Origin of the sequence: Ochrobactrum sp. XJ1 (genome assembly GCF_024701725.1) — a bacterium.
In the GTDB taxonomy this organism is placed as follows: Bacteria; Pseudomonadota; Alphaproteobacteria; order Rhizobiales; family Rhizobiaceae; genus Brucella; species Brucella anthropi.
The window spans coordinates 367,845-389,186 of sequence record NZ_VDGD01000006.1; the positions used below are offsets into that span (position 1 = coordinate 367,845).

The following is a 21,342-nucleotide window of genomic DNA, read 5'->3' on the forward strand; positions in this document are numbered from 1 at the left end:
TCAAGTTGTAAGCTTGCAATATTGATGAACACTAAAACCTAAAAGAGCAACACTGAGAATAAGCGATTGCTAAAAATAAATTGAAAACAACATCATTCAGCGAAAAACTCTTTTCACGCAGTTTTTACCTTCAGATTTATCCCCAGAAGCTTTTCGGCGATCATGCGGCCGATGGGTATGGAAGACGTCGCGGCCGGTGACGGCGCATTACACACATGCAGCATTCTCTCCGTTTCCTTGAAGAGAAAATCATGCACCAGCGTGCCGTCATCAAGAACGGCTTGCGCCCGTATTCCGGCGCCCGGCGCGCCAAGATCGGCAAGCTCCAGCGTCGGGCAATATTTGCGGCACTCTTTCAGATAGCGTGTGCGAGACGCGGAATTGCTGAACTCGGCTAAAGCCGAGCGCCAGTTCTTCATCGCCATCTTCCAGAAGCCGGGAAACGTCGACATATCTGCGACATCACCTGCACGGAAACTGCCTTTGTCGTAGCCTTCTCGCGAAAAACCCAGAACTGCGTTCGGGCCGACCGTGACACCGCCGTCAATCGTACGCGTCAGGTGAATGCCGAGAAATGGCAGGTCGGGATCAGGGATCGGATAGATCAAATGCTTGACGATATTCGCCTTCGATTTCGGCAAGGTGTAGTATTCACCGCGAAACGGCACGATGCGATGGCTGATATCCAATCCGGCAAGCCGCGCAATGCGGTCTGACTGCAACCCGGCGCAAGCGACCAGCTTGGAAGCACGCAAGGTCTCGCCATTTGCCGTTACCGCAACGCCTTTGCCATCCTCCCGGATTGCCGTAACCGGCGCCTTGAGCCGCACGATACCGCCGCGCTCAATGATTTCCGCAGCCATCGCCCGCGATATTTTCGCATAATCAACAATGCCCGTCGCCGGAACGAGCAGTGCCCCGAGGCCTGCAACCGCAGGCTCGACCTTGCGCAGAGCCTGCTGGTCCACATGCTGGAAGGTGATGTCGTTCTGGACCGCGCGCTTGGCGAGCGACTCCATGCGTTCGACTTCTTGCGAAGAGGTTGCGACCAGAAGCTTGCCGCATGTTTCAAAAGGAATGGAATATTGCCTGCAAAAGGCTTTCGTGGCTTCCGCACCCGCCCGGCACAATTGCGCCTTCAACGAACCTGGCTGGTAATAGATACCGGCATGGATGACGCCACTATTGTGTCCTGTCTGGTGGCGCGCGAAATCGCTTTCCTTCTCCAGCAGGATGATCCTTGCGCCCGGCTCCGCTTCCTGCATGGCTTTTGCTGTCGCAAGCCCGACAATGCCGCCGCCGATAACGCAATAATCATAATCTGCCACGAAGTCCCCTCCTCATACCCTTTCCCGGCGCAAGCGCCCTGCCTTGCTACCGCTCGACAGGATGATTACCTGTTACTTATACGATTGCGGCCTTGGTTGCAGCACCGCAAAATGGCATTCTTTGCCAAACCCGTTCCCCCATGCGGAGAAGTTCCATGCGCCATCAGTTCGACCTTTTTGCTCTTTCCCCAGCGGAAGGAGAGGAACGGGCAGAACTGCGCCCTGCCCGCGCCAAGCCCGGCAAGACGACCGGCATCGATGAAGCGGAAATGGTGCAGCGCCTGAAAGACAGCGGGCGTTACCGCATCCTGCAGCGGCTTGATCCGCCACCGACGGTACCGGATGCCGACCGGATCGCCTTTCCGCGACTGGGCGTCGTTGTCGACACGGAAACGACCGGCCTCAATCCCGCGCAGGAAGAAATCATCGAGATCGGTGCAGTTGCTTTCCGCTATGCGGATGACGGCTCCATTGGTGATGTCTGCGTCACGTTCGGCGCGCTGCAGCAGCCATCCAAGCCAATACCCGCTGACATTACCCGTATCACCGGCATTACCGACGATATGGTGAAAGGCCAGACGATCCCGCGTGAGAAGCTGGATGCGCTCATCGCCGAAGCCGATATCATCATCGCGCATAATGCCGGTTTTGACCGTCCGTTTCTCGAGCGTTTCTCAATCGCTTTCGCCAACAAGCCTTGGGCCTGCTCGGTCAAGGAGATCGACTGGACCGCACGCGGTTTTGAAGGCACCAAGCTTGGCTACCTGATCGGCCAGAGCGGCTATTTCCACAACGGACACCGAGCCGAAGATGACTGTCAGGCCCTGCTCGCGGTACTGAAAGAACAGTCTGGCGACACCACGCCCTTTGCCGAATTGCTGAAAGCAAGCCAGCGCGCGCGGATGCGCATCTATGCAGAAAACAGCCCGTTCGAAATGAAAGACCACCTGAAGGCGCGCGGCTATCGCTGGTCGGATGGCACGGATGGACGTCCGAAATCATGGTGGACGGAAATCGGAGAAGAGGAACTCGGAGCCGAGCTCGAATATCTGCGCACCGAGATTTACAACTGGCGCGATGCCGAACCGCTGATCCAGAAGCTGACCGCCGTGGACCGTTACAAGGAACGTGCTCCGCTTCGCCCGAAGAAATAAAAAGGCCGCAGATACGGCCTTTTTGTTACGGCGCGACTGATTCCGTCTATGGGTAGCCGAAAATGGTGGCACTCGAGAACCGGAGCGGAGTGTACTTAACGTACATGAGCACCGGAAGCGTAGAGCGACACCATTTGCAGGTAGCCAGAGGCGGAATCTAGAGGACTGGCCATGGCTTCTGCACGGGCCGCATCTCTTCATAAGCCTTTGCCAACCGCAGCACGCCGAGATCGTCGAAGCGCTGGCCGAAAATCTGCAGGCCGATGGGTAGTCCTGTCGACGTGTAACCGCAATTGATCGAGATCGCGGGTTGTTCCGACATGTTCATCGCAACGGTGAAGGCGATGTGCTCGAACGGACGTTGCGGATCATTGACCGGAGAGGCCCATTCCGCCGGATAGGTCGGCATTGGAGCAGTCGGCGAAATGATGAAATCGAACCCCTTGGAAGCGGCAAGCGCCGCATTGCGCATGGCGTCCATCTGCGCAAAGCCGAGATAGACTTCCTCGCCGGACAGCCCTTCCGCCCTCTCGGTCCACTGATAGATATAAGGCAGTATTTTCGCACGGTTTTCCGGCGTCATCTTTTTGATGTCCGACCAGGAACGTGCGCGCCAGAAACGATCCAGACCATCGATCATGGTGCGGTTCAGGAATGGCGCAACCGGTTCGATGATCGCGCCTGCATCAGCGAAAAGCTTTGCCGCAGCTTCCACGGCAGCTTTCGTTTCTTCGCCAACTTCTTCGCCAAAACCGGCATCCAGCCAAAGGCCGATCTTCAAGCCCTTGACGTCGATACCGAGGTTCATCCAGTCGATATCCTGCTGGGGCAGGCTCATGCCGTCGCGGCGATCCGGTCTCGACAGAACCGACATATAGAGCGCGCTGTCGGCGACCGTGCGCGTCATCGGGCCTGCGACACGCCCCAGAAATGCCGGATCGATCGGGATACGCCCGAAGGACGGCTTCAGACCGACGAGACCGCACCAGCCGGCAGGCAGGCGAATGGAGCCGCCAATGTCGGTGCCGATATGCAAGGGGCCGTAACCGGCGGCACCGGCGCTGCCCGCACCAGCACTCGATCCACCCGGATTGGTGTTCAAATCCCACGGATTGCGCGCGAGCTTGTGGAAGCTCGACAGGCCTGAAGACAACATGCCGAGATCGGGCATGGTCGTCTTGGCGAGCAGCACGCCGCCAGCCTCGCGGGTGCGCGCAGCAGGCGGGGCATCGGCGACGGCAGGCTTCAGCGGCAGTGCCGCGCAGCCAAGCGGAACGGCGGTCCCTTCCGTCGCGATATTTTCCTTGATCGTCAGCGGCACACCATCGATGGGACCGGCAGGTTCACCCTTCCCCCAGCGTGCTTCGGAAGCCTTTGCCGAAACCCGCGCCGCATCCGGATCGTAAGCCCAGAGTGCATTGAGCTTCGGCTCATAGGCTTCGATGCGCGTGATCACGGCTTCCGTGACCTCGACCGGCGAAAGCGACTTCGCCTTATAGGCGGACACGAGTTCAACGGCTGACAAATCGGCTAGATTCGACATTGGATATTTCCTCAAATCACTCAGGCAATTTCAGTATGGAGCTTGGGCGTCGCACGCGCTTGCGGCGCCCCGAAAACGGTTTTGGCACGGCATCAACCAGCGCACGCGTATAATCATGCCGCGGATTGTCGAAGACCTCATTCGTTGGCCCCTGCTCGACAATATTGCCGCGATAGATCACGGCAACACGGTCGGTGATGGCGCGCACGACACCAAGATCATGGCTGATAAAGAGATAGGAGAGGCCGAACTTCTCCTGCAGGTCCATCATCAGGTTCAACACCTGCGCCTGAATGGAAACGTCGAGCGCCGAAACCGGCTCGTCCGCGACGATCAGCGCCGGTTTGGTGATCAGGGCGCGCGCAATGGCAATACGCTGGCGCTGCCCACCGGAAAACTCATGCGGATATTTTTCCGCCGATGCTTTTGGGAGGCCCACGGCTTCCAGCACTTCAGCCACGCGGTCGTCGCGGTCCTTGGAACTGGTGCCGCTTTCCAGCGACACAATCGGCTCGGAAATAATCCGCTTCACCGTATGACGCGGATCAAGCGAGCCGTAAGGGTCCTGAAAAATCGCCTGAAAGCCTTTGCGCGCTTCACGCAGGCCCGAGCGATCCAGCGCGTAGATATCCTGCCCGTTGATAAGAATCTGTCCCGATTGCGGGCGTTCCAACCCCATCACGGCGCGAGCCAGCGTGGATTTTCCGGAACCACTTTCACCGACAATGCCAAGGCTTTGGCCGGCCTCGATCTCCACATTCACACCATGCAGCACGCGCAACGCGCTCGTTCGTGAAAAGAAGGATGCCCGCGGCAATTGATATTCGCGCACCACATCGCGCACCTGCAAAATCATGTTGCTCATAACACCACCTCGCCGTCTCGCGGGTGAATACAGGCGGCGCGATGCGCGATGCCGTCATTCTCGGCGATGAAATCCAGCCCCGGTATCGCCCTTCGGCAATCGTCCTGCACGAAGGCGCAGCGGTCGGCAAAGGTGCAATAGGGCGGACGCGCCAGCGGGTCCGGCACAACGCCGGGAATGGCAGCAAGGCGCTGGCGTCCCGTGCCGTGACTGCGTACAAGTGCCGCCCCATGTGGAGAAGCCTGAAACAGCCCCCTTGCATAAGGATGCGCCATGCGATGGAACACCGCTTCCGTGCGCCCGGTCTCGACGATGCGGCCCGCATACATGACTGCAATACGGTCGGTCATTTCTGACACCACGCCAAGATCATGGGTGATCAGCATCAGGGCCGTGCCGGTTTCGTCGATCAGCTCATCCATGAGATCGAGAATTTGCGCCTGCACAGTCACATCGAGCGCGGTGGTCGGCTCATCGGCGATCAGCAAATCAGGCTCACAAGCGATAGCCATGGCAATCATCACGCGCTGGCGTTGCCCGCCGGAAAGCTGGTGCGGGTAAAGATCGAGATTGAAGCGCGGCGCAGGCAGCCCCACGCGATCAAGCAACTCGCGCGCCTTGCGCTCCGCATCGGCCCGGCTTTCGCCCAAATGCAGACGGCGACCTTCGGCAATCTGTGCGCCTATGGTCTTGACCGGATTGAGCGCCGTCATCGGTTCCTGAAAGATCATCGCCATGCGCCGCCCGCGCATCCTGCACAGTTCCGCCTCCGGCTTGTTTGCCAGATCCTCACCGTCAAAACGCAACGTGCCGCGCACGCGCATACGGTCCGGCAGCAGGCCCATGGCGGCAAGGGCAGTGATCGACTTGCCGCTGCCGGACTCACCCACCACGCCAAGGCGTTCACCGCGATTGAGCGTCAACGTGATATCGGACACGATATCCGCGACCTTGAGGCCAATAGGCAATTCAACGGACATATTGTCCATTTCAAGCAAAGGTGTTGTCATCTCTGCCTCCTGACGCGCGGATCAAGCACATCGCGCAATCCATCGCCCAGCATGTTGAGACCGAGCACGGCGAGCGTGATGGCAAGGCCGGGGAAAATGGCGAGCCATGGCGCGTCGTAGATAAAGGTCTGTGCATCGTTGAGCATCTTGCCCCAGCTTGGCATCGGCGGCTGGGTGCCAAGCCCGACATAGGAAAGGCCCGCCTCGGCAACGATGGCGAGTGCGAACTGGATCGTCGCCTGCACGATCAGCACATGGTTGATATTGGGCAGCACATGCAAAAGCGTGATCGAGACATCGCCACGCCCGGCGCAACGCGCAGCCTGCACATATTCGCGCTTCCACAGGCCCAGTGATGCGCCACGCGTGACACGCGCAAACACCGGGATATTGAAAATGCCGATGGCGATCATGGCATTGACGGCACCGGGCCCGAAAATTGCGGTGATGATGACGGCGGTAAGAAGTGCCGGAAATGCAAAGGCCAGATCGGTCATGCGCATGACAAAGCCGTCCACCATGCCGCCGCGTGCAGCCGCGAAGGCACCAAGCGGGATCCCGATACCGGCACCAACGAGCACGGCAATGATGGAAACGGCGATGGAGTTGCGCGCGCCGACCATAATCATGGAAAACACGTCGCGCCCGAAATTATCCGTGCCGAACAGATGGCTGAAACTCGGACCTTGCAACTTGTCACGGAAGTTCATGGCGGTCGGCGAATAGGGCGTCCAGACATAGGAGATAACGGCCATCGCGACGAGGATGACCGTGATCAGTGTACCGACAGCCAGGCTGCGGCTCAGCAGCACTGTTTTGAACACACCCGGTTTCGGAAGAGCTTGCGCTTCACTCATCGGCTGCCTCCTGTCGAAAGGCGCGGATCGATGAAGCCATAGACAAGATCGACAATGAAATTGACCGCGATCACGGAAGCGGCAAGCAGCGTCACCAGTGACTGCACGGTGACGAGATCGCGCTGCGCGATGGCTTGAAACACCAGCCGACCAAGACCGGGCAGATTGAAGACGTTTTCGATGATGATGGTTCCCGCCAGCAGAAAGGAGAATTGCAGGCCGATGATGGTGACAACCGGGATCAGCGCATTGGGCACCGCATGACGCCAGAGTGCGGCGTTGCGTGTCAGGCCCTTGGCACGCGCAGTCCGCACGAAATCCTCACCCAGAGTTTCGATGACGGCGGAGCGGGTGACGCGGGCCAGAATGGCGGCAAGCGGCAGCGCCAGCGCCAGCGCCGGCAGGAACAGCGAACGGATGCCATTCCAGAAGCCGCCTTCCCAACCCGCAAAGCCAGATGCAGGAAACCAGCCGAGCTGCAAGGCGAAGAGCAGGATCAAAAGCAGACCGAGCCAAAAATTCGGGATTGCGACACCAACCTGCGCCACGCCCATGGAGAGCACATCGCCGGTCCTGCCGCGCTTGGAAGCAGCATAGACGCCGACCGGAATGGCGACCGCGACCGACAGAACCATCGACAAAAGCGCCAGCGGCAGCGTGACCATGATGCGCGGTCCGAGCAATTCGCTGATCGGCACAGAATAGGTGTAGCTCGTGCCGAAATCACCTTTCAGAAAACCGCCAATCCACGAAAGATAGCGCCACCACAGCGGCTGATCGAGGCCGAGCTGCTTGTGAAGTGCTGCCAGCGTTTCAGGCTGCGCATTGATGCCGAGGATAACCGCCGCCGGATCCCCCGGTAGCACCTGCATCAGCAGAAAGACGATGACGGAAGCCGCAAGCGTCGTAAGCAGAAGCGAAACCAATCGCCCGGATATATAAGCCAGCAAAGCGACCTCCTTGAAAAGACGGATATCCGCTTTCCACATTCCAACTCGCCGCACGCCCTCCCCTTATCTTTATGGGGTGCGCGGCCATTCGCGTAAAACCGCCCCGCCGGACATACGACGGGGCAAGCTAGTTATTCAGCCCAATAGGCTTGTGTCAGGTCGTCAGCCGGGATTGGCATGTTCTTCCACAGACCCTTCACATTCTTGTTCCACACACCGATTTTCGGCAGCGCATAGAGGAAGATGTTCGGCTCGTCGGCAGCAAGTTTTTCCTGCAGCTTCTTCACGAGTTCGAGCTGCTCTTCATCGCTTCCAGCCTCGGCATAGGCCTTGTAGAGCGCCTTATATTCCGGGTTGTTATAGTTGAAGTAGTATTTGTCGCGGGCATAGATATCGAGATCACGCGCTTCGGTGTGCGCGATGATCGTCGCGTCGAAATCCGAGCGCTTGAACACCTGATCCAGCCATTGGGCAAACTCGATCGGTACGAGATTGGCCTGAATGCCGACTTCCGCCAGCATCGCTGCAATGATCTCGCCGCCGCGGCGCGCATAGGCCGGAGGCGGAAGCGTGATGGTGATCGAGGTGCCAGCCGGAACGCCAGCTTCTTCCAGCAATTGCTTCGCCTTGGCCGGATCATACGGATAGGTTTCCGACAGATCGATATAGCCCGGATCGACCGGCGCATAATGCGAGCCGATGGGCGTACCGAAACCCGAATAAACACCTTCGATCAGCGCCTTGCTATCGATGGCATGGGCCAGTGCCTGACGCACCTTCAGATTATCGAAAGGCGCCTTGGCATTGTTGAGCGACAGCAGAACCTTGCCTGCCGTATCGCCCACTTCGACCTGCAGCTTGTCGTCGCTCTTGAAGCGGCTGATCAGCTCCGGTGCCTGAAACATCGGGAACACGTCGATGTCACCGGCAAGGATAGCAGCAGCAGCAGCCGACGGATCGCTGACGAAGCGGAACGTGACGGCGGAAAGCTTTGCAGGCTCCCCCCAATAATCCGGGTTGCGCTCCAGCTCGACCCGGTCGCCCTGCACCCAGCGCTTGAACTTGAACGGACCCGTGCCCACAGGCTTGGTCTTGTTGTCGCCAGCCGAATTCGGCGCGACCATGACCGCATCACCCCAGCCCATATTGAACAGGAAGTTTGAGGTCGGGCGCTTCAGCGTCACAACGGCGGTCGCGGGATCAGGACATTCCGTGCTCGCAATTGGCTCAAAAAGACCCTTTTGCGCATTGGTCGAATCCGGAGCCACTGCGCGTTCATAGGAGAACTTCACCACCGAGCAGTCAAACGGCGTGCCGTCATGAAACTTCACGCCCTGATGCAGCTTGAATGTATAGGTTTTCTTGTCGTCGGAGACGGTCCAGCTTTCAGCCAGAAGCGGCTTCACCGTGCCATCCTCGACAATGCGCACAAGACCTTCATAGAGGTTGGCATAGGTAACCTGCCGGATACCAGCAGCGGCATTGGCGGTCGGGTCCAGACCCGGCGGCTCCAGCACTTCGCCGACCACCAGCGTATCCTTCGCGAAGGCACCGTTGATCGATGCCAGCATTGTAGCCGTTATAAGACCGGCTTTCAGTAAATTACCCATGGGTTCCCCTATCCCTCCAACTTTTAAATCGAACGCCCGCCATCCACGTCGAGCGCAACCCCGGTAATCATAGAGGCAGCAGGCGAGCAAAGGAAAGCCGCTGCTTCAGCCAGATCGTCGGGTTTCAACAGGCGGCCCATCGGGATGGAATCGCGGAACTTCTTGCGGATTTCCTCGGTGTCCTCGCCCATGAATGTGGTGAGAAGCGGCGTTTCACCGGCAACAGGGTTCAGTGCAACCACGCGAATCTTCGCTGGAGCAAGCTCGATAGCCAGCGCCTTGGTCACGGAAACGACCCAGCCCTTGGTGGCATTGTACCAGGCGAGATTGGGACGCGGACGTCCCGCACCGGTCGAAGCGACGTTCAAGATAACGCCCTCTCCATTGCCCTTGAAATGCGGGATGAGCTTGCGCGTCATCAGATAGACACCGCGCACATTGACGCCGAGAATGCGGTCGAATTCTTCCGGCTCAACCAGTTCGGCATTTTGCGGTTTATGGCCGATACCGGCATTGTTAATCAGAATATCCACCTTGCCGAATTTCGACAGAGCGGCTTCCACTGCGGCATCGACATCGGCTTCCCTGGAAATATCGGCAGCAACGGCGAGTGCCGCGTCACCGATTTCGCCTGCGACGCGCTCAGCGCCTGCCTTGTCGCGGTCGACGATGACGACCTTCGCGCCGCCATCAGCGAAGCGCTTTGCCATGCCTTCGCCAAACCCCGAACCTGCTCCCGTGATGAGCGCGACCTTACCTTCAAGCGACACTATGTTTCTCCCGAATGCTATTTTCATCGCATTTTCAGACGGGAAACCGGTTCCCACTTTCCCTGAAAATGCTATTTCAGCCGTGCCAGACCGAGATGGTCTTCAGCGAGGCAAATCCATAAAGCGCCTCAAAACCCTTTTCGCGGCCATGACCGGATTTCTTCACGCCGCCGAACGGCAGTTCGATACCGCCGCCAGCACCATAATTATTGATGAAGACCTGCCCGGAATGGATGGCCCGCGCCAGGCGGAACTGACGCCCGCCATCATTGGTCCAGATGCCGCAGACGAGGCCATAGGACGTGCCATTGGCAATCGCGATGGCTTCTTCTTCAGTGTCGAAAGGCAGAATGACCTGCACCGGACCAAAGATTTCTTCCTGCGCCAGACGATGATCGGCAGGCACGTCGCGGATCAGCGTCGGCAACACATAGGCCCCGCCTTCCGGCGCGTCTTCTGCCAAAACGCCTTGCGCAGCAATCGCCAGACCGCTCTCTTTCGCAAGATCCAGATAGCCGTCAACAATCGCCTTCTGGCGCTGCGACACCACTGGGCCAACAGACAGATCGGCACTGGCCGGGCCAACCTTCAATGTGCGATAACGCTCGCTCATGCGGGCGACGACTTCCTCATAAATGCTACGCTCAACCAGAATGCGGGACGACGCCGAGCAGGTCTGACCGGCATTCTGAATTCCCGCATTGACCAAAAACGGCAAAGCGCGGTCGAGATCGGCATCAGCGAAAACGATCTGCGGCGATTTTCCGCCGAGTTCCAGCGTCACCGGCACGGTGTTCTTCGCAGCCGCAGCCTGCACCGCTTCACCCGTGCGCACCGACCCCGTAAACGAGATGTGATTGACGTCTGGATGTTCGGAGAGCGCCGCACCCGCTTCCGCACCAAGTCCAGTCACCACATTGAGCGCGCCCTTCGGCAGACCGGCCTTTTCGGCAATTTTTGCAAATTCCAAGATGGTCAGGCAGGCTTCTTCAGCAGGTTTGACCACGGCTGCATTGCCCATGGCCAGCGCTGCGCCGAGGCTGCGGCCCAGAATCTGCATCGGATAGTTCCACGGAATGATGTGGCCCGTAACGCCGTGCGGCTCATAGATCGACAGAACCGTAAAACCGTTCTGATAAGGCAGCGTGTCGCCATGCACTTTGTCAGCGGAAGCGCCATAAAACTCGAGATAACGCGCCAGTGCAACCACATCGGCGCGAGCCTGAGTGACCGGCTTGCCGACATCTTTCGATTCCAGATCAGTCAGAAGATCGATATTCTTTAGCACTTCATCCGAAATGTGGTGCAGCACACGGCCACGCTCGGTCGCGGTCAGCTTGCCCCAGTCGCCGGAAAGCGCCTTGCGAGCTACCGCCACGGCCTGATCGATATCGGCCTTGGTGCCCCGCGCAATCAGCGCAAGATCGCTGCCGTCGGAAGGATTTCGGAGCGTGATATGCTCGCCGCCAACGGCATCCTGCCATTCGCCTGCGATGAAATTGCCATAACGGAGCAAGCCGGCTCCTCCCGTCTTGTTCTCATGTTTCATTTTCATTCTCCCGAAGAGGCATTTCCGCCTCCAGTCTCGCGGTTGTGGCGCGAATATGCGCCCGCGCCAGCCGCTCGGCTTCCTCCCCATCGCGCGAAGCGATGGCTTCGACAATGGCTCCATGTTCGCGGATCGCATCGCGCGCCCTGTCAACGGACAACGAGAACGAAGGCGCAAAAACCTGCGATGTCATCCGCAGAAGCGGCACGAAGGCGATCAGCGAAGCGTTGCCCGCCGTGTTCATCACCGCCATATGAAAATCGACATTTGACTGGGTATAGGCTTTCGGGTCCCACGGATCGACGACCGTGCCCTGTCCAGCAACATGCGCACGCAGTTTTGCAATATCCGCATCGCTCGCCCGTTCGGCGGCAAAGCGCGCAGCCACACCGTCCAGCACTTCGCGCACGGCATAAGCATCGATCAGACGGGTGAGATCGGCGGAAGCGACACGCACCCCCCGACCTGGCAGGTGAATGACGAGCCCATCACGCTCCAGAACGCGCAAGGCTTCACGCAAGGGCGTCCGGCTGATGCCGAACTCAGCCGCTATATGTTCCTGCCTGAGTATCGCGCCCGGCGCATAGTCACCAGCATAGATTCGCTCACGAAGTGCCTCTGCCACTTCGTCCAGCAAACGGGTCTGACTGCGCCATTCAAAAGCCGCCAATAGAAAAGCCTCCCAACTTTTCTGGACACAATATCCTGGATACAAAATCAGTCAATCTGAAAACGGATGTGCTTTTCAGAAATTAAACAGAGAATGAAAGACCGGAAATTTCGTGAAATACACTCGAAACGATACAATCAATCAGAGCAAGCAATTGTCGAGGGAGAGCACGGGTCGGCGGCCTGTCTGAGACCTTCTCAGTCTCCGACAATCTCCGCCAGCATTTCTGCAAGCTGACGGATCTGGTCGGGGCCGTTGTCCATGTGCCGGATGACGATTTCCATCGGCTCGACGGACGGCAATCCTGCTGCGGCAGGCACCACCTGATGACCGGGAAGCGCAACACGCGTCGGCAGCAGGCTGACACCCAGCCCCTCGGCGACCGCACTTTGAATACTCGCCAGACTGGAGCTGGTGAAAACCACATGCCAGCGCCTGCCCACCCGATCGAGAGCCTCCATCATGTCGCTGCGATAAAGCCCGTTCGGCGGGAACACTACGAGCGGCAGCGGATCAACATGGGAAACGGGAAAATCGGCACTATCGAGCCAGGACAGCGGCTCCGACCAGTGCATGGTCCCAACCGTTTCGCCACGTTTTTGTTTCACCATGACAAGGTCAAACTCACCGGTCTCGAAACCTTTCTGCAAGTCACGGCTGAGCCCGCTCGTCACCTCAAGTTTCGTGTTCGGATGTGCGCGCATGAAACGCGCCAGCGCAGGCGTAACCAGCCGTGAGGCGAAATCTTCCGGCAGGCCGAGGCGGAACACGGCAGCAAGTGCTGTGCCGGTCATCGCGGCTGCCGCCTCGTCATGCAAGTGCAGGATACGGCGCGCATAGCCCAGCAGCTTTTCGCCTGCATCCGTCGGGCGCACATCATGCCGGGCACGTTCCAGAAGCGCCTGTCCAACAGCTTCCTCCAGCCGTATGATCTTCTGGCTTATGGTCGATTGGGTCGAGTGCAGCTGCAAGGCCGCAGCCGTAAAACTACGGCTGTCGACAACGGCCACAAAGGCCCGCAAAAGATCGAGATTGAAAGAAGTATTCATAAGCCCACTGGATATCAGTTCAACATTTAATTTCCAAATATGACACCCTGCTTGTATGAACGCAACAAGCAGGAGAACCAGCCGATGCGTCAAACAATATTCAGCTTGAGTGCCTTGGCATTGATTGCAGGGACGATAGTTATGACCGAACCGACATTGCCGGGCCACCACGCCGCAGCCCAAGCCCAAGCCGAAACGTCTCTTCTTCAGGCCGCAGCGGCTGGCGATCTGGCGGCGGTCAATGCAGCCATCAAGGCCGGAACAGACCTCGAAGCGCGGGGCAAGAATGGCGAGACGGCACTTCTGGCGGCAACCCATGCCAATCACGTCGATGTCGCCCGTGCGCTCATTGATGCTGGCGCCGACGTCAATGCCAAGGATGCCATCAAGGACAGCCCCTATCTTTATGCGGGCGCACGCGGACACCTCGAAATTCTCAAGATGACGCTTGCGCACGGTGCTGACCTGAAGAGCACCAATCGCTATGGCGGAACCGCACTCATTCCCGCCTCCGAACGCGGACATGTCGAAACGGTACGCACGCTGATCGAGGCTGGCGTCAAGGTCGATCACGTCAACAATCTTGGCTGGACGGCACTCCTCGAAGCCATCATGCTCGGCGACGGCGGCCAGCGTCATATCGATATTGTGAAGCTCCTCATAGATGCCGGGGCCGACGTCAATCTGGCAGATAATGACGGCGTCACGCCGCTTCAGCATGCCCGCAGCCGCGGCTATGCGCCGATGGTGGCCCTGCTGGAGAAGGCTGGCGCGAAATGAGCAGCGACAGCACATATCTCGATCAGGCCATAAAGCTCGCCTTCGACAATGTCGAACAAGGCGGACGTCCGTTCGGAGCCGTGGTCGTCAAGGGCGGCAAGGTCATCGCCACAGGCGTCAATCGCATGCAGGCCGATTGCGATCCGACCGCCCATGCCGAATTGCTGGCACTGCGCGCGGCGGGCAAGACGTTGCAATCGCCACGGCTCGACGGCTGTGAAGTCTATGCCAGCGGCCAGCCCTGCCCCATGTGCTTTGCCGCGATGCGCATGGCCGGTGTCAAAAAAATCCGCTTCGCCTATTCCAATGAGCAGGCCGAACCCTTCGGCCTTTCGACCGCGAAAATCGCCGTTGAACTCGCCAAGCCTCTCAGCGCACAGACAGGCATCAGTTTCGAACATTCCCCGCCGGAAAACGATCCTGAACTCTATCAAGTATGGGAAAGCAAGAAGAAGACTGGCGCCTGAAACATGCAGACTACCATCCATCCGGCGACCGGCAGCAAGAACACAGCAAGTCTCGCCCTCATCACGCTCGTCGTCCTGATCGGCCTCAACCTGCGTCCATTCCTGACCGCACCGGGGCCGGTACTTTCGAATATCGCAGCCGATACCGGTATGGGTTTCGGTGGGTTATCCCTGCTCACCTTCCTGCCAATGATGCTGATGGGGCTTGGCGCTTTTGCGGCTCCGCGTATCCAGTCGCTGTTCGGCACCCGGCGCAGCATGTTCGCAGCACTTGCCATTCTTGCGGCAGGCTCCCTCCTGCGCGGCTTTGTACCGAATGGGGTTTCGCTGGTGTTGACCGCCGTACTGTGCGGTGCTGGCGTTGCAATGATTCAAGCTTTGATGCCCGGCCTCATCAAAGCCAATTTCCCGTCAAGCATCGCCACCGTAACCGGGCTCTATTCTGCCATGATAATGGGCGGCGGCGCTCTCGGCGCGCGGCTGACGCCATGGCTTGCGGGCAGCCAGCATAACTGGCGCTTCGCCCTTGCCGTCCTTGCAATCCCCGCCTTCCTGGCTTTGCTGACGGCACTGCCCATTCTCCGCGAAACGTCATCGCCGGGCAAAAAATCCGGAATAACCGGGCACCTGCTGCGGCGCCCTCGCACCTGGGTGCTGATGGCTGCTTTCGGTCTCGTCAATGCGGGCTACTCGTCCATGGTCGCCTGGCTCGCGCCCTATTATCAATCGCTAGGGCTTGCTGCCTCCACCACCGGCAATCTCGTCGCGGTGATGGCTGTTGCACAGGCGCTAGCGGCTTTCGGACTGCCGCTCGTCGCGCGCCACAGTACCGACCGCCGCCCGTGGCTGCTGTTGACATTGGCTATGCAGGCAATTGGCTTCGCAGGCCTTGCCTTGGCACCCCAGCTTTCGCCTTTCTTCTGGTCTGCGATCTGCGGCGCAGGTCTCGGCGGCAGCTTCGCACTCGCCATGATTACATCACTCGATCACCTGCCCAAACCGGAAGAAGCAGGCGCACTGGCTGCCATGATGCAGGGCGGTGGCTTTCTGATCGCGGCTCTCGGTCCCGTCGCGACCGCTTTCCTGCATGGCCTGACCGGTTCGTTTGCTTCCGGCTGGATCATGCACCTCGTTCTGGTCGCGAGCATCTGCCCGCTCTATCTGAGCTTCAATCCGCACAAGTATGCGCATGTCATGAAACTGCCGGTTCAGGCGGAAAGTGGCACACAATAGCGTTACTCGGCCAGTTTATGGCCCGAAAACAGTTTTCGTCCGGCAATTTTCGGCTAGATAACTTGCCGACCTTCCCAATAGGGTTAAGGTTACAGGAAACCTGTTTTTATTTTTGGCATTTGAAGCGGTTCCGGCGAACATGGAAGCGCCAGCCATATTAATCCGAATACTGGTCATAATATGAAGCACGAAACCGCGATCCATCAAGGCACGTCCGTCGCTCCGGACGGTTTGCCTAAGCCGAGAATCTATTGGGCATGGGCAACCCTGATGGTGGGTCTGACGCTTGCCGTCATCGATGGCACTATCGCAAATGTCGCCCTCCCGACGATTGCCGCCGATTTTTCGGCTGGTCCTGCTGCCTCGATCTGGATCGTCAACGGCTATCAGCTTGCAATTGTGGTCACCCTGCTTCCGTTGGCAGCACTTGGTGAAATCTATGGCTACAGGCGTGTCTATCTTGGCGGCGTGGCATTGTTTACCGTCGCTTCCGTCGCCTGCGTTTTCTCACGCTCACTGGAAGCACTCACTTTCGCCCGCATCATACAGGGACTGGGTGCAGCAGGCCTGATGAGCGTCAACACCGCCCTTTTGCGCTATACGGTGCCGCAGGCGAAATTCGGTACAGCCATCGGCCTCAATGCACTCTTCGTCGCCGTTTCGTCGACCATCGGGCCGACGCTTGCCGGTGTCATGCTATCGTCCCTGAGCTGGCCGTGGCTTTTCGTCATCAATATTCCACTCGGCATTGCTGCCGTCGTGATGGGCCTCAAAAGCCTGCCCGAGAATGAGCACTCCGCACGCAAATTCGACGTGGTCAGCGCCATCCTGTCAGCGCTCACCTTCGGCCTTCTGGTCACAACCATCGACAGTGCAGGCAACGAAATCGGGTCCTTCGTCGTGCTGTTGCAGGCGGTGGGCTGCGTAACCGCGGCTGTTCTCCTCACACGGCGGTCGCTGCGCATGGCCGATCCGCTGCTGCCGCTCGACCTCTTGCGCATTCCCGTCTTTACGCTTTCCATCTGCACTTCGATCATGTCGTTTCTGGCGCAGATGATGGCGTTCATCTCGCTGCCGTTCCTCTTTCAGGTCGTCTTTGGCTTCAGGCCGATCGAGGTTGGTTTCCTGATGATGCCCTGGCCCATTGCGCTTGCCATCGTCGCGCCGCTTTCGGGCAAACTGTCCGACAAACACTCACCGGCGATTCTGGGCCTGCTTGGGCTCATCATATTCGCCATCGGCCTTGCTCTGGTGGGCATGTTGCCGGAACATCCATCGATCCCGGATATATGCTGGCGCATGGCAATTTGCGGAATTGGTTTCGGCCTCTTTCAGGCACCGAACAATCGCATGATGATTACCTCGACGCCGCGCTCACGCAGCGGTGCCGCAAGCGGCATGCTGGGCACGGCGCGCCTTCTCGGCCAATCGCTGGGGGCGGCTTTCGTCGCCTTTCTGCTGTCGCAATGGGGAGTGGAAGGAACACCCTATATTCTCTTCTTCGCATCCGGCTTCGCACTGTTTGCCTCGCTGATCAGCGTCACACGCCTCGGGCGTTGACTTCATCCACAGCTTTGGAGGGAACCGGAAAATATCTTGCACAAAGAAGCAAATTTCCCTGTTGCAATCTCCGGAGCGTTGGTCCATATAGCGCCTGCCTGACGGAAACGAACGGTTTCCGGAATGACTGGCGCGAGCGGGTGTAGCTCAGGGGTAGAGCACAACCTTGCCAAGGTTGGGGTCGAGGGTTCGAATCCCTTCGCCCGCTCCAGTTTTTCTTCAGATCAGGTTTTACGAAGGCTGCCGACAGGCGGCCTTTCGTGTTTCAGGGCAATGTTTCTGGAAGTGTACCATTGCTAGAGCAGCTTGAATGGCAGGCCTGAAACAAGCACCTTTATATAGCGTTTCTTCTGAAAATAGCCGTTGAGTGAAATACGCGGAATCGCTGCAGCTGGCATCACACCTGTTTGCTGCAGCACACCAGGCTGGGTGGTCACGCCCACATCGAACCCGCCTTCTGAAACCGCCCTGATCTCGCGTTCGCCAACGGCCGCCTTCCATCCATATGGATAGGCAAAGGATCGCGGCCTGTAACCAGCATAGCGTTCTACTGATTCGGTCGAGTCAGCGATTTCCTTGGCCAGTCTTTCGTCGTCGACACGACGTAAATTGACATGAGTGACAGTGTGCGCGCCAAGATGCACAAGCGGATCGAGCGCAAGAGCGCGCAATTCCGATGGGTTCATCACCGATTCATCGACAAGCGAAATTGCGTCGATCCCGACCGTTTGTGCAGCTGCGTCTATGCGGGCTACTGCCTCGTCTTCATCGAAACACTGCATGAACTGCACAAGCTGGGCAAAGGCCGCTGATTTCTGGGCCGGAGTTGCTGCGCGCACATCGAGAACACCGCCGCCAAAGTCGAACTGGAAACTGTCGGCCTCCGTCACCAGAGCCGCAATGGTCCGCCACCACATGGATCGCTTGCGTTCCACGAAACCCGTCGTGATGAAAATCGTGTAGGGAATGCTGTATCTGGCAAACACAGGGGCCGCGAAGTCTGCATTGTTCCGATAACCATCGTCCAGCGTGAAGGCGACATATTTCCGGGTGCTGCCTTGTTCGGAAAGCAGCCTCGGCAAGTCATGCAAATGCACCGGCACAAGGCCCGCTTCCAATGCCGCTTCTATCGCCATTTCAAGCGTTTGCGGCGTAATCGAAAGAATGGCGTTGGGGTCTGACCGATCTGTCGCACCTTCCGGTTTGACGTGATGCATCGTGAAGACGACACCGCGCCCACCGGCAGAAGGGAAAAGCGCCGACGCACCGGAAAAGGCAATAGCCTCCAGCCCCGCACGGATCAGCGGATATTTCAAACTGCCCTTAATAGACCGCAGCGACATCTTCTCGAATATACTTCCCCCGAAGGCCAGACTTGGCGCGGGATCGTGCGCCAGCCGTGAACCCCTCTCGCCTATAGCAATTTCATCTCGCCACGTGAATTGCTTTCGCCGCATCTTAATCCTAGAGCGCATTTCGATCTGATTGAATCAGATCGGCGCTCTCAATATTTGTTTTGGAGCGCATCCCGAAAACCGTTTCACACTTTTCGGGATGCGCTCCAGCAAAAAGGCCGCACGCAAAGCGTACGGCCTTTTATCATTTTGTTCGTTAAACTTGACGCTCAAAGCGAAGTCGAGCTCTTCCACCAGTCGGTTCCGCCATCATGCGCATACTGGTCAATTTCAGCCAGTTCCTCGGCACTGAATTCCAGTCCCTTCAGAGCACCCAAAGAGTTTTCAAGCTGCGCGACCGAGCTTGCCCCGATGAGCGAAGAGGTCACGCGCGGATCGCGAAGCGTCCACGCAATTGCCATCTGGGCCAAAGTCTGTCCACGACGCTCCGCAATGACGTTCAATGCCCGGATGCGCCCCAGCAGTTCTTCGTTCTCTGCGCTGGCTTTCAGGGAGCCGCCCTGATTCGCCCGCGCACCTTCCGGAATGCCGTTCAGATAGCGCGATGTCAGCAAACCCTGAGCCAGCGGCGAAAACACGATGCAACCGGCGCCCAGCTCATCCAGCGTATCGAGAAGCCCATTCTCGATCCAGCGGTTGAACATGTTATAATTCGGCTGGTGAATGAAAAGCGGCACGCGCTCTTCCTTCAGGATCGCCGCCGCCTTCAGCGTCAGTTCCGGCGAATAGCTCGAAATACCGACATAGAGCGCCTTGCCCTGGCGATGCAGATGCGCGAGCGCTCCCATCGTCTCTTCCAGAGGCGTCGTGGCATCGACACGGTGCGAATAGAAGATGTCGACATAATCGAGTCCCATCCGCTGCAGCGACTGGTCGAGACTGGCAATCAGATATTTGCGGCTGCCGCCAATGCCACCATAAGGCCCCGGCCACATGTCCCAACCGGCTTTCGATGAGATAATCATCTCATCGCGATAAGGCCGGAAATCGCTGGCCATGATGCGACCGAAGTTTTCTTCGGCAGATCCGGGAGGCGGGCCATAATTGTTCGCTAGATCGAAATGGGTCACGCCCAGATCGAAGGCGCGACGGAGAATCGCGCGACCGTTTTCGTAGACATCCCGGCCACCGAAATTGTGCCAGAGGCCAAGCGATATCGCTGGCAGGTCGATGCCGCTCCGACCGGTGCGGCGATAGAGCATATCTGACTGATAGCGATCAGCCGCTGCAGAATAATGCATAACGCATCTCCATGAGTGAAATGGTTTGACCACGCATGGAAGACAGCGCCGATCCCATGCATAACAGGTGTGACGCATATTTGATCCCGAAGGGGAGTCGAGGCAATGCTAATCTGCTGAATGTTACTCAACGAAAGAATGACGAATAATCAACAACGGCTCTTAACGTGATCCGACTTCCTCAGCGACCACCAATTTCGCGAGGCCCTGGTCTTCGCGGATGAGATCAATCAGCCGCCGCAAACCAGATGGAACCTGTCGTCTGCTTGGATAATACATGGTCAGGGGCGGACCTTCGGAAGCCCAGTCCGGTAGCACGGCTTCAAGTGTACCTGCGTCCAGATAGTTCTTGACCAATGGCTCCAGACAATAGGCAAAGCCGATCCCGCCCAAAGCGGCTTCCACAGCCTGTTCGGTTTCATTGGCGCAAATCGGTCCTTTCACATCGACTCGGCGCAAGGAAGCACCGTTCCCCAATTCCCATGCATATCGGGAATTGTCTCCGAGCCTCGTCTCTATACACGGCAAGCGGAGCAGATCGTCCGGCGTTTCGGGGCACCCTGCCCTCGATATCAAAACCGGAGAACCAACCACAATCCATTGCAAAGGCCCGGTTAGCGCAACGCCGATCATGTCCTGCGGCACCCGGTCGCCATAACGGATCCCCGCATCGAAACCCTCAGCGACGATATCAACCATCTGGTCATCTATAGTGATGTCGAGATGCATGTCGGGATAGGTTTGCGTATAGCGCGGTAAGATGGGCGCGATGATCAGTCGTGCGGCATCACGCAGCGCGTTGAGCCTTATGCGCCCCGATGGAAAGTCGCGCTGACTGGTCAGAGCTTCCAAGGCTTCCCCTATCGTCCGCAGTCCGTTTTCAAGTTGTGTCGCGAGTGCCGCACCGGCTTCGGTCGGCGTGAGGGAGCGGCTGGTACGGTTGAGCAATCGCACACCCAAATCCGCCTCCAGTTTTTTCATACGATGACTGACAGCGGAGGTTGTTACGCCGAGCTCGATTGCGGCCAGTTTCATGCTTTTGCGGCGTACGATTGTCACGAATATGTTGAGATCAGCCAGCGCGGAGCGATCGAGGTTCACGATTGTCTTCCTTTGATAACGAGGCTGTTTGATAGCTTAAACGGGTCAGTTTGTCGTTATGGTCGGGACGGGGAAGTTTTGCAGCTGCCCCGGCTGCTTTGGTCAAAAAAAAGCCCGCGTTGTGGCGGGTTTTGATTTGGTTTTGGGCTGGTGCCTGGTTGCGTTTGTCGGGGGATTGTTACGCTGGATC

Annotated in this window: 19 protein-coding genes and 1 tRNA gene; 6 read left to right on the forward strand and 14 right to left on the reverse strand. The window is 58.1% G+C overall.

Annotated elements, in window-relative coordinates:
* Positions 1 to 113: 113 nt before the first annotated feature.
* Positions 114 to 1,328, reverse strand: a complete 1,215-nt coding sequence (gene lhgO / locus FG152_RS13510; RefSeq protein ID WP_010659373.1) for an L-2-hydroxyglutarate dehydrogenase — start codon at positions 1,326 to 1,328, stop codon at positions 114 to 116.
* Positions 1,329 to 1,483: 155 nt separating this feature from the next.
* Between lhgO and FG152_RS13515 the strand changes: the two genes are divergently transcribed.
* A complete protein-coding gene (locus tag FG152_RS13515; protein ID WP_010659372.1) occupies positions 1,484 to 2,482 on the forward strand; it encodes a 3'-5' exonuclease in 999 nt (332 codons plus the stop codon).
* 157 nt (positions 2,483 to 2,639) lie between these two features.
* Here FG152_RS13515 and FG152_RS13520 read toward each other — a convergent pair whose 3' ends face one another.
* The 10 genes from FG152_RS13520 to FG152_RS13565 all read right to left on the reverse strand — a co-directional run bounded on the left by FG152_RS13520 (position 2,640) and on the right by FG152_RS13565 (position 13,355).
* On the reverse strand, positions 2,640 to 4,025 hold the full coding sequence (locus FG152_RS13520) for an amidase (RefSeq protein ID WP_010659371.1): 1,386 nt from the start codon (positions 4,023 to 4,025) through the stop codon (positions 2,640 to 2,642).
* A gap of 16 nt (positions 4,026 to 4,041) precedes the next feature.
* Positions 4,042 to 4,890, reverse strand: coding sequence for an ATP-binding cassette domain-containing protein (locus FG152_RS13525; RefSeq protein WP_010659370.1), 849 nt, complete (start codon positions 4,888 to 4,890; stop codon positions 4,042 to 4,044).
* On the reverse strand, positions 4,887 to 5,900 hold the full coding sequence (locus FG152_RS13530; RefSeq protein ID WP_010659369.1) for an ABC transporter ATP-binding protein: 1,014 nt from the start codon (positions 5,898 to 5,900) through the stop codon (positions 4,887 to 4,889). Before FG152_RS13530 ends, FG152_RS13525 begins: the two co-directional genes overlap by 4 nt.
* A complete protein-coding gene (locus tag FG152_RS13535; protein WP_010659368.1) occupies positions 5,897 to 6,757 on the reverse strand; it encodes an ABC transporter permease in 861 nt (286 codons plus the stop codon). The genes FG152_RS13530 and FG152_RS13535 overlap by 4 nt, the downstream gene beginning before the upstream one ends.
* Entirely contained in the window at positions 6,754 to 7,707 is a 954-nt protein-coding gene (locus FG152_RS13540) for an ABC transporter permease (protein WP_010659367.1), read from the reverse strand. Before FG152_RS13540 ends, FG152_RS13535 begins: the two co-directional genes overlap by 4 nt.
* Positions 7,708 to 7,838: 131 nt before the next feature.
* Positions 7,839 to 9,317 (reverse strand): ABC transporter substrate-binding protein, encoded by a 1,479-nt coding sequence (locus FG152_RS13545; protein ID WP_010659366.1) that lies wholly within the window; start codon positions 9,315 to 9,317, stop codon positions 7,839 to 7,841.
* 23 nt (positions 9,318 to 9,340) lie between these two features.
* Positions 9,341 to 10,087: a glucose 1-dehydrogenase gene (locus FG152_RS13550; protein ID WP_010659365.1), complete on the reverse strand. Its 747-nt coding sequence runs from the start codon at positions 10,085 to 10,087 to the stop codon at positions 9,341 to 9,343.
* A gap of 76 nt (positions 10,088 to 10,163) precedes the next feature.
* On the reverse strand, positions 10,164 to 11,636 hold the full coding sequence (locus FG152_RS13555; RefSeq protein ID WP_010659364.1) for an aldehyde dehydrogenase family protein: 1,473 nt from the start codon (positions 11,634 to 11,636) through the stop codon (positions 10,164 to 10,166).
* Positions 11,626 to 12,306 (reverse strand): GntR family transcriptional regulator, encoded by a 681-nt coding sequence (locus tag FG152_RS13560; RefSeq protein WP_010659363.1) that lies wholly within the window; start codon positions 12,304 to 12,306, stop codon positions 11,626 to 11,628. Before FG152_RS13560 ends, FG152_RS13555 begins: the two co-directional genes overlap by 11 nt.
* Before the next feature lie 197 nt (positions 12,307 to 12,503).
* Positions 12,504 to 13,355, reverse strand: coding sequence for a LysR family transcriptional regulator (locus FG152_RS13565; RefSeq protein ID WP_010659362.1), 852 nt, complete (start codon positions 13,353 to 13,355; stop codon positions 12,504 to 12,506).
* Between the two features lie 141 nt (positions 13,356 to 13,496).
* Here FG152_RS13565 and FG152_RS13570 point away from each other — a divergent pair, with 141 nt between their 5' ends.
* From FG152_RS13570 to FG152_RS13590, 5 genes are all read left to right on the forward strand, one after another.
* A complete protein-coding gene (locus FG152_RS13570) occupies positions 13,497 to 14,135 on the forward strand; it encodes an ankyrin repeat domain-containing protein (protein WP_050897438.1) in 639 nt (212 codons plus the stop codon).
* Positions 14,132 to 14,602 (forward strand): nucleoside deaminase, encoded by a 471-nt coding sequence (locus tag FG152_RS13575; protein WP_010659360.1) that lies wholly within the window; start codon positions 14,132 to 14,134, stop codon positions 14,600 to 14,602. Before FG152_RS13570 ends, FG152_RS13575 begins: the two co-directional genes overlap by 4 nt.
* A gap of 3 nt (positions 14,603 to 14,605) precedes the next feature.
* A complete protein-coding gene (locus tag FG152_RS13580) occupies positions 14,606 to 15,835 on the forward strand; it encodes a cyanate transporter (protein ID WP_010659359.1) in 1,230 nt (409 codons plus the stop codon).
* A 180-nt stretch (positions 15,836 to 16,015) separates the two neighbouring features.
* On the forward strand, positions 16,016 to 17,395 hold the full coding sequence (locus tag FG152_RS13585; RefSeq protein WP_010659358.1) for an MFS transporter: 1,380 nt from the start codon (positions 16,016 to 16,018) through the stop codon (positions 17,393 to 17,395).
* Between the two features lie 136 nt (positions 17,396 to 17,531).
* A tRNA-Gly gene (locus FG152_RS13590) sits at positions 17,532 to 17,606 on the forward strand.
* 85 nt (positions 17,607 to 17,691) lie between these two features.
* Here the strand turns inward: FG152_RS13590 and FG152_RS13595 are convergent.
* From FG152_RS13595 to FG152_RS13605, 3 genes are all read right to left on the reverse strand, one after another.
* Positions 17,692 to 18,738: a polysaccharide deacetylase family protein gene (locus FG152_RS13595; protein WP_010659357.1), complete on the reverse strand. Its 1,047-nt coding sequence runs from the start codon at positions 18,736 to 18,738 to the stop codon at positions 17,692 to 17,694.
* A gap of 281 nt (positions 18,739 to 19,019) precedes the next feature.
* Complete coding sequence (gene mgrA / locus FG152_RS13600) at positions 19,020 to 20,051, reverse strand: L-glyceraldehyde 3-phosphate reductase (protein ID WP_010659356.1); 1,032 nt, start codon at positions 20,049 to 20,051, stop codon at positions 19,020 to 19,022.
* A 162-nt stretch (positions 20,052 to 20,213) separates the two neighbouring features.
* Positions 20,214 to 21,152: a LysR family transcriptional regulator gene (locus FG152_RS13605; protein WP_151576224.1), complete on the reverse strand. Its 939-nt coding sequence runs from the start codon at positions 21,150 to 21,152 to the stop codon at positions 20,214 to 20,216.
* Between the last annotated feature and the right edge of the window lie 190 nt (positions 21,153 to 21,342).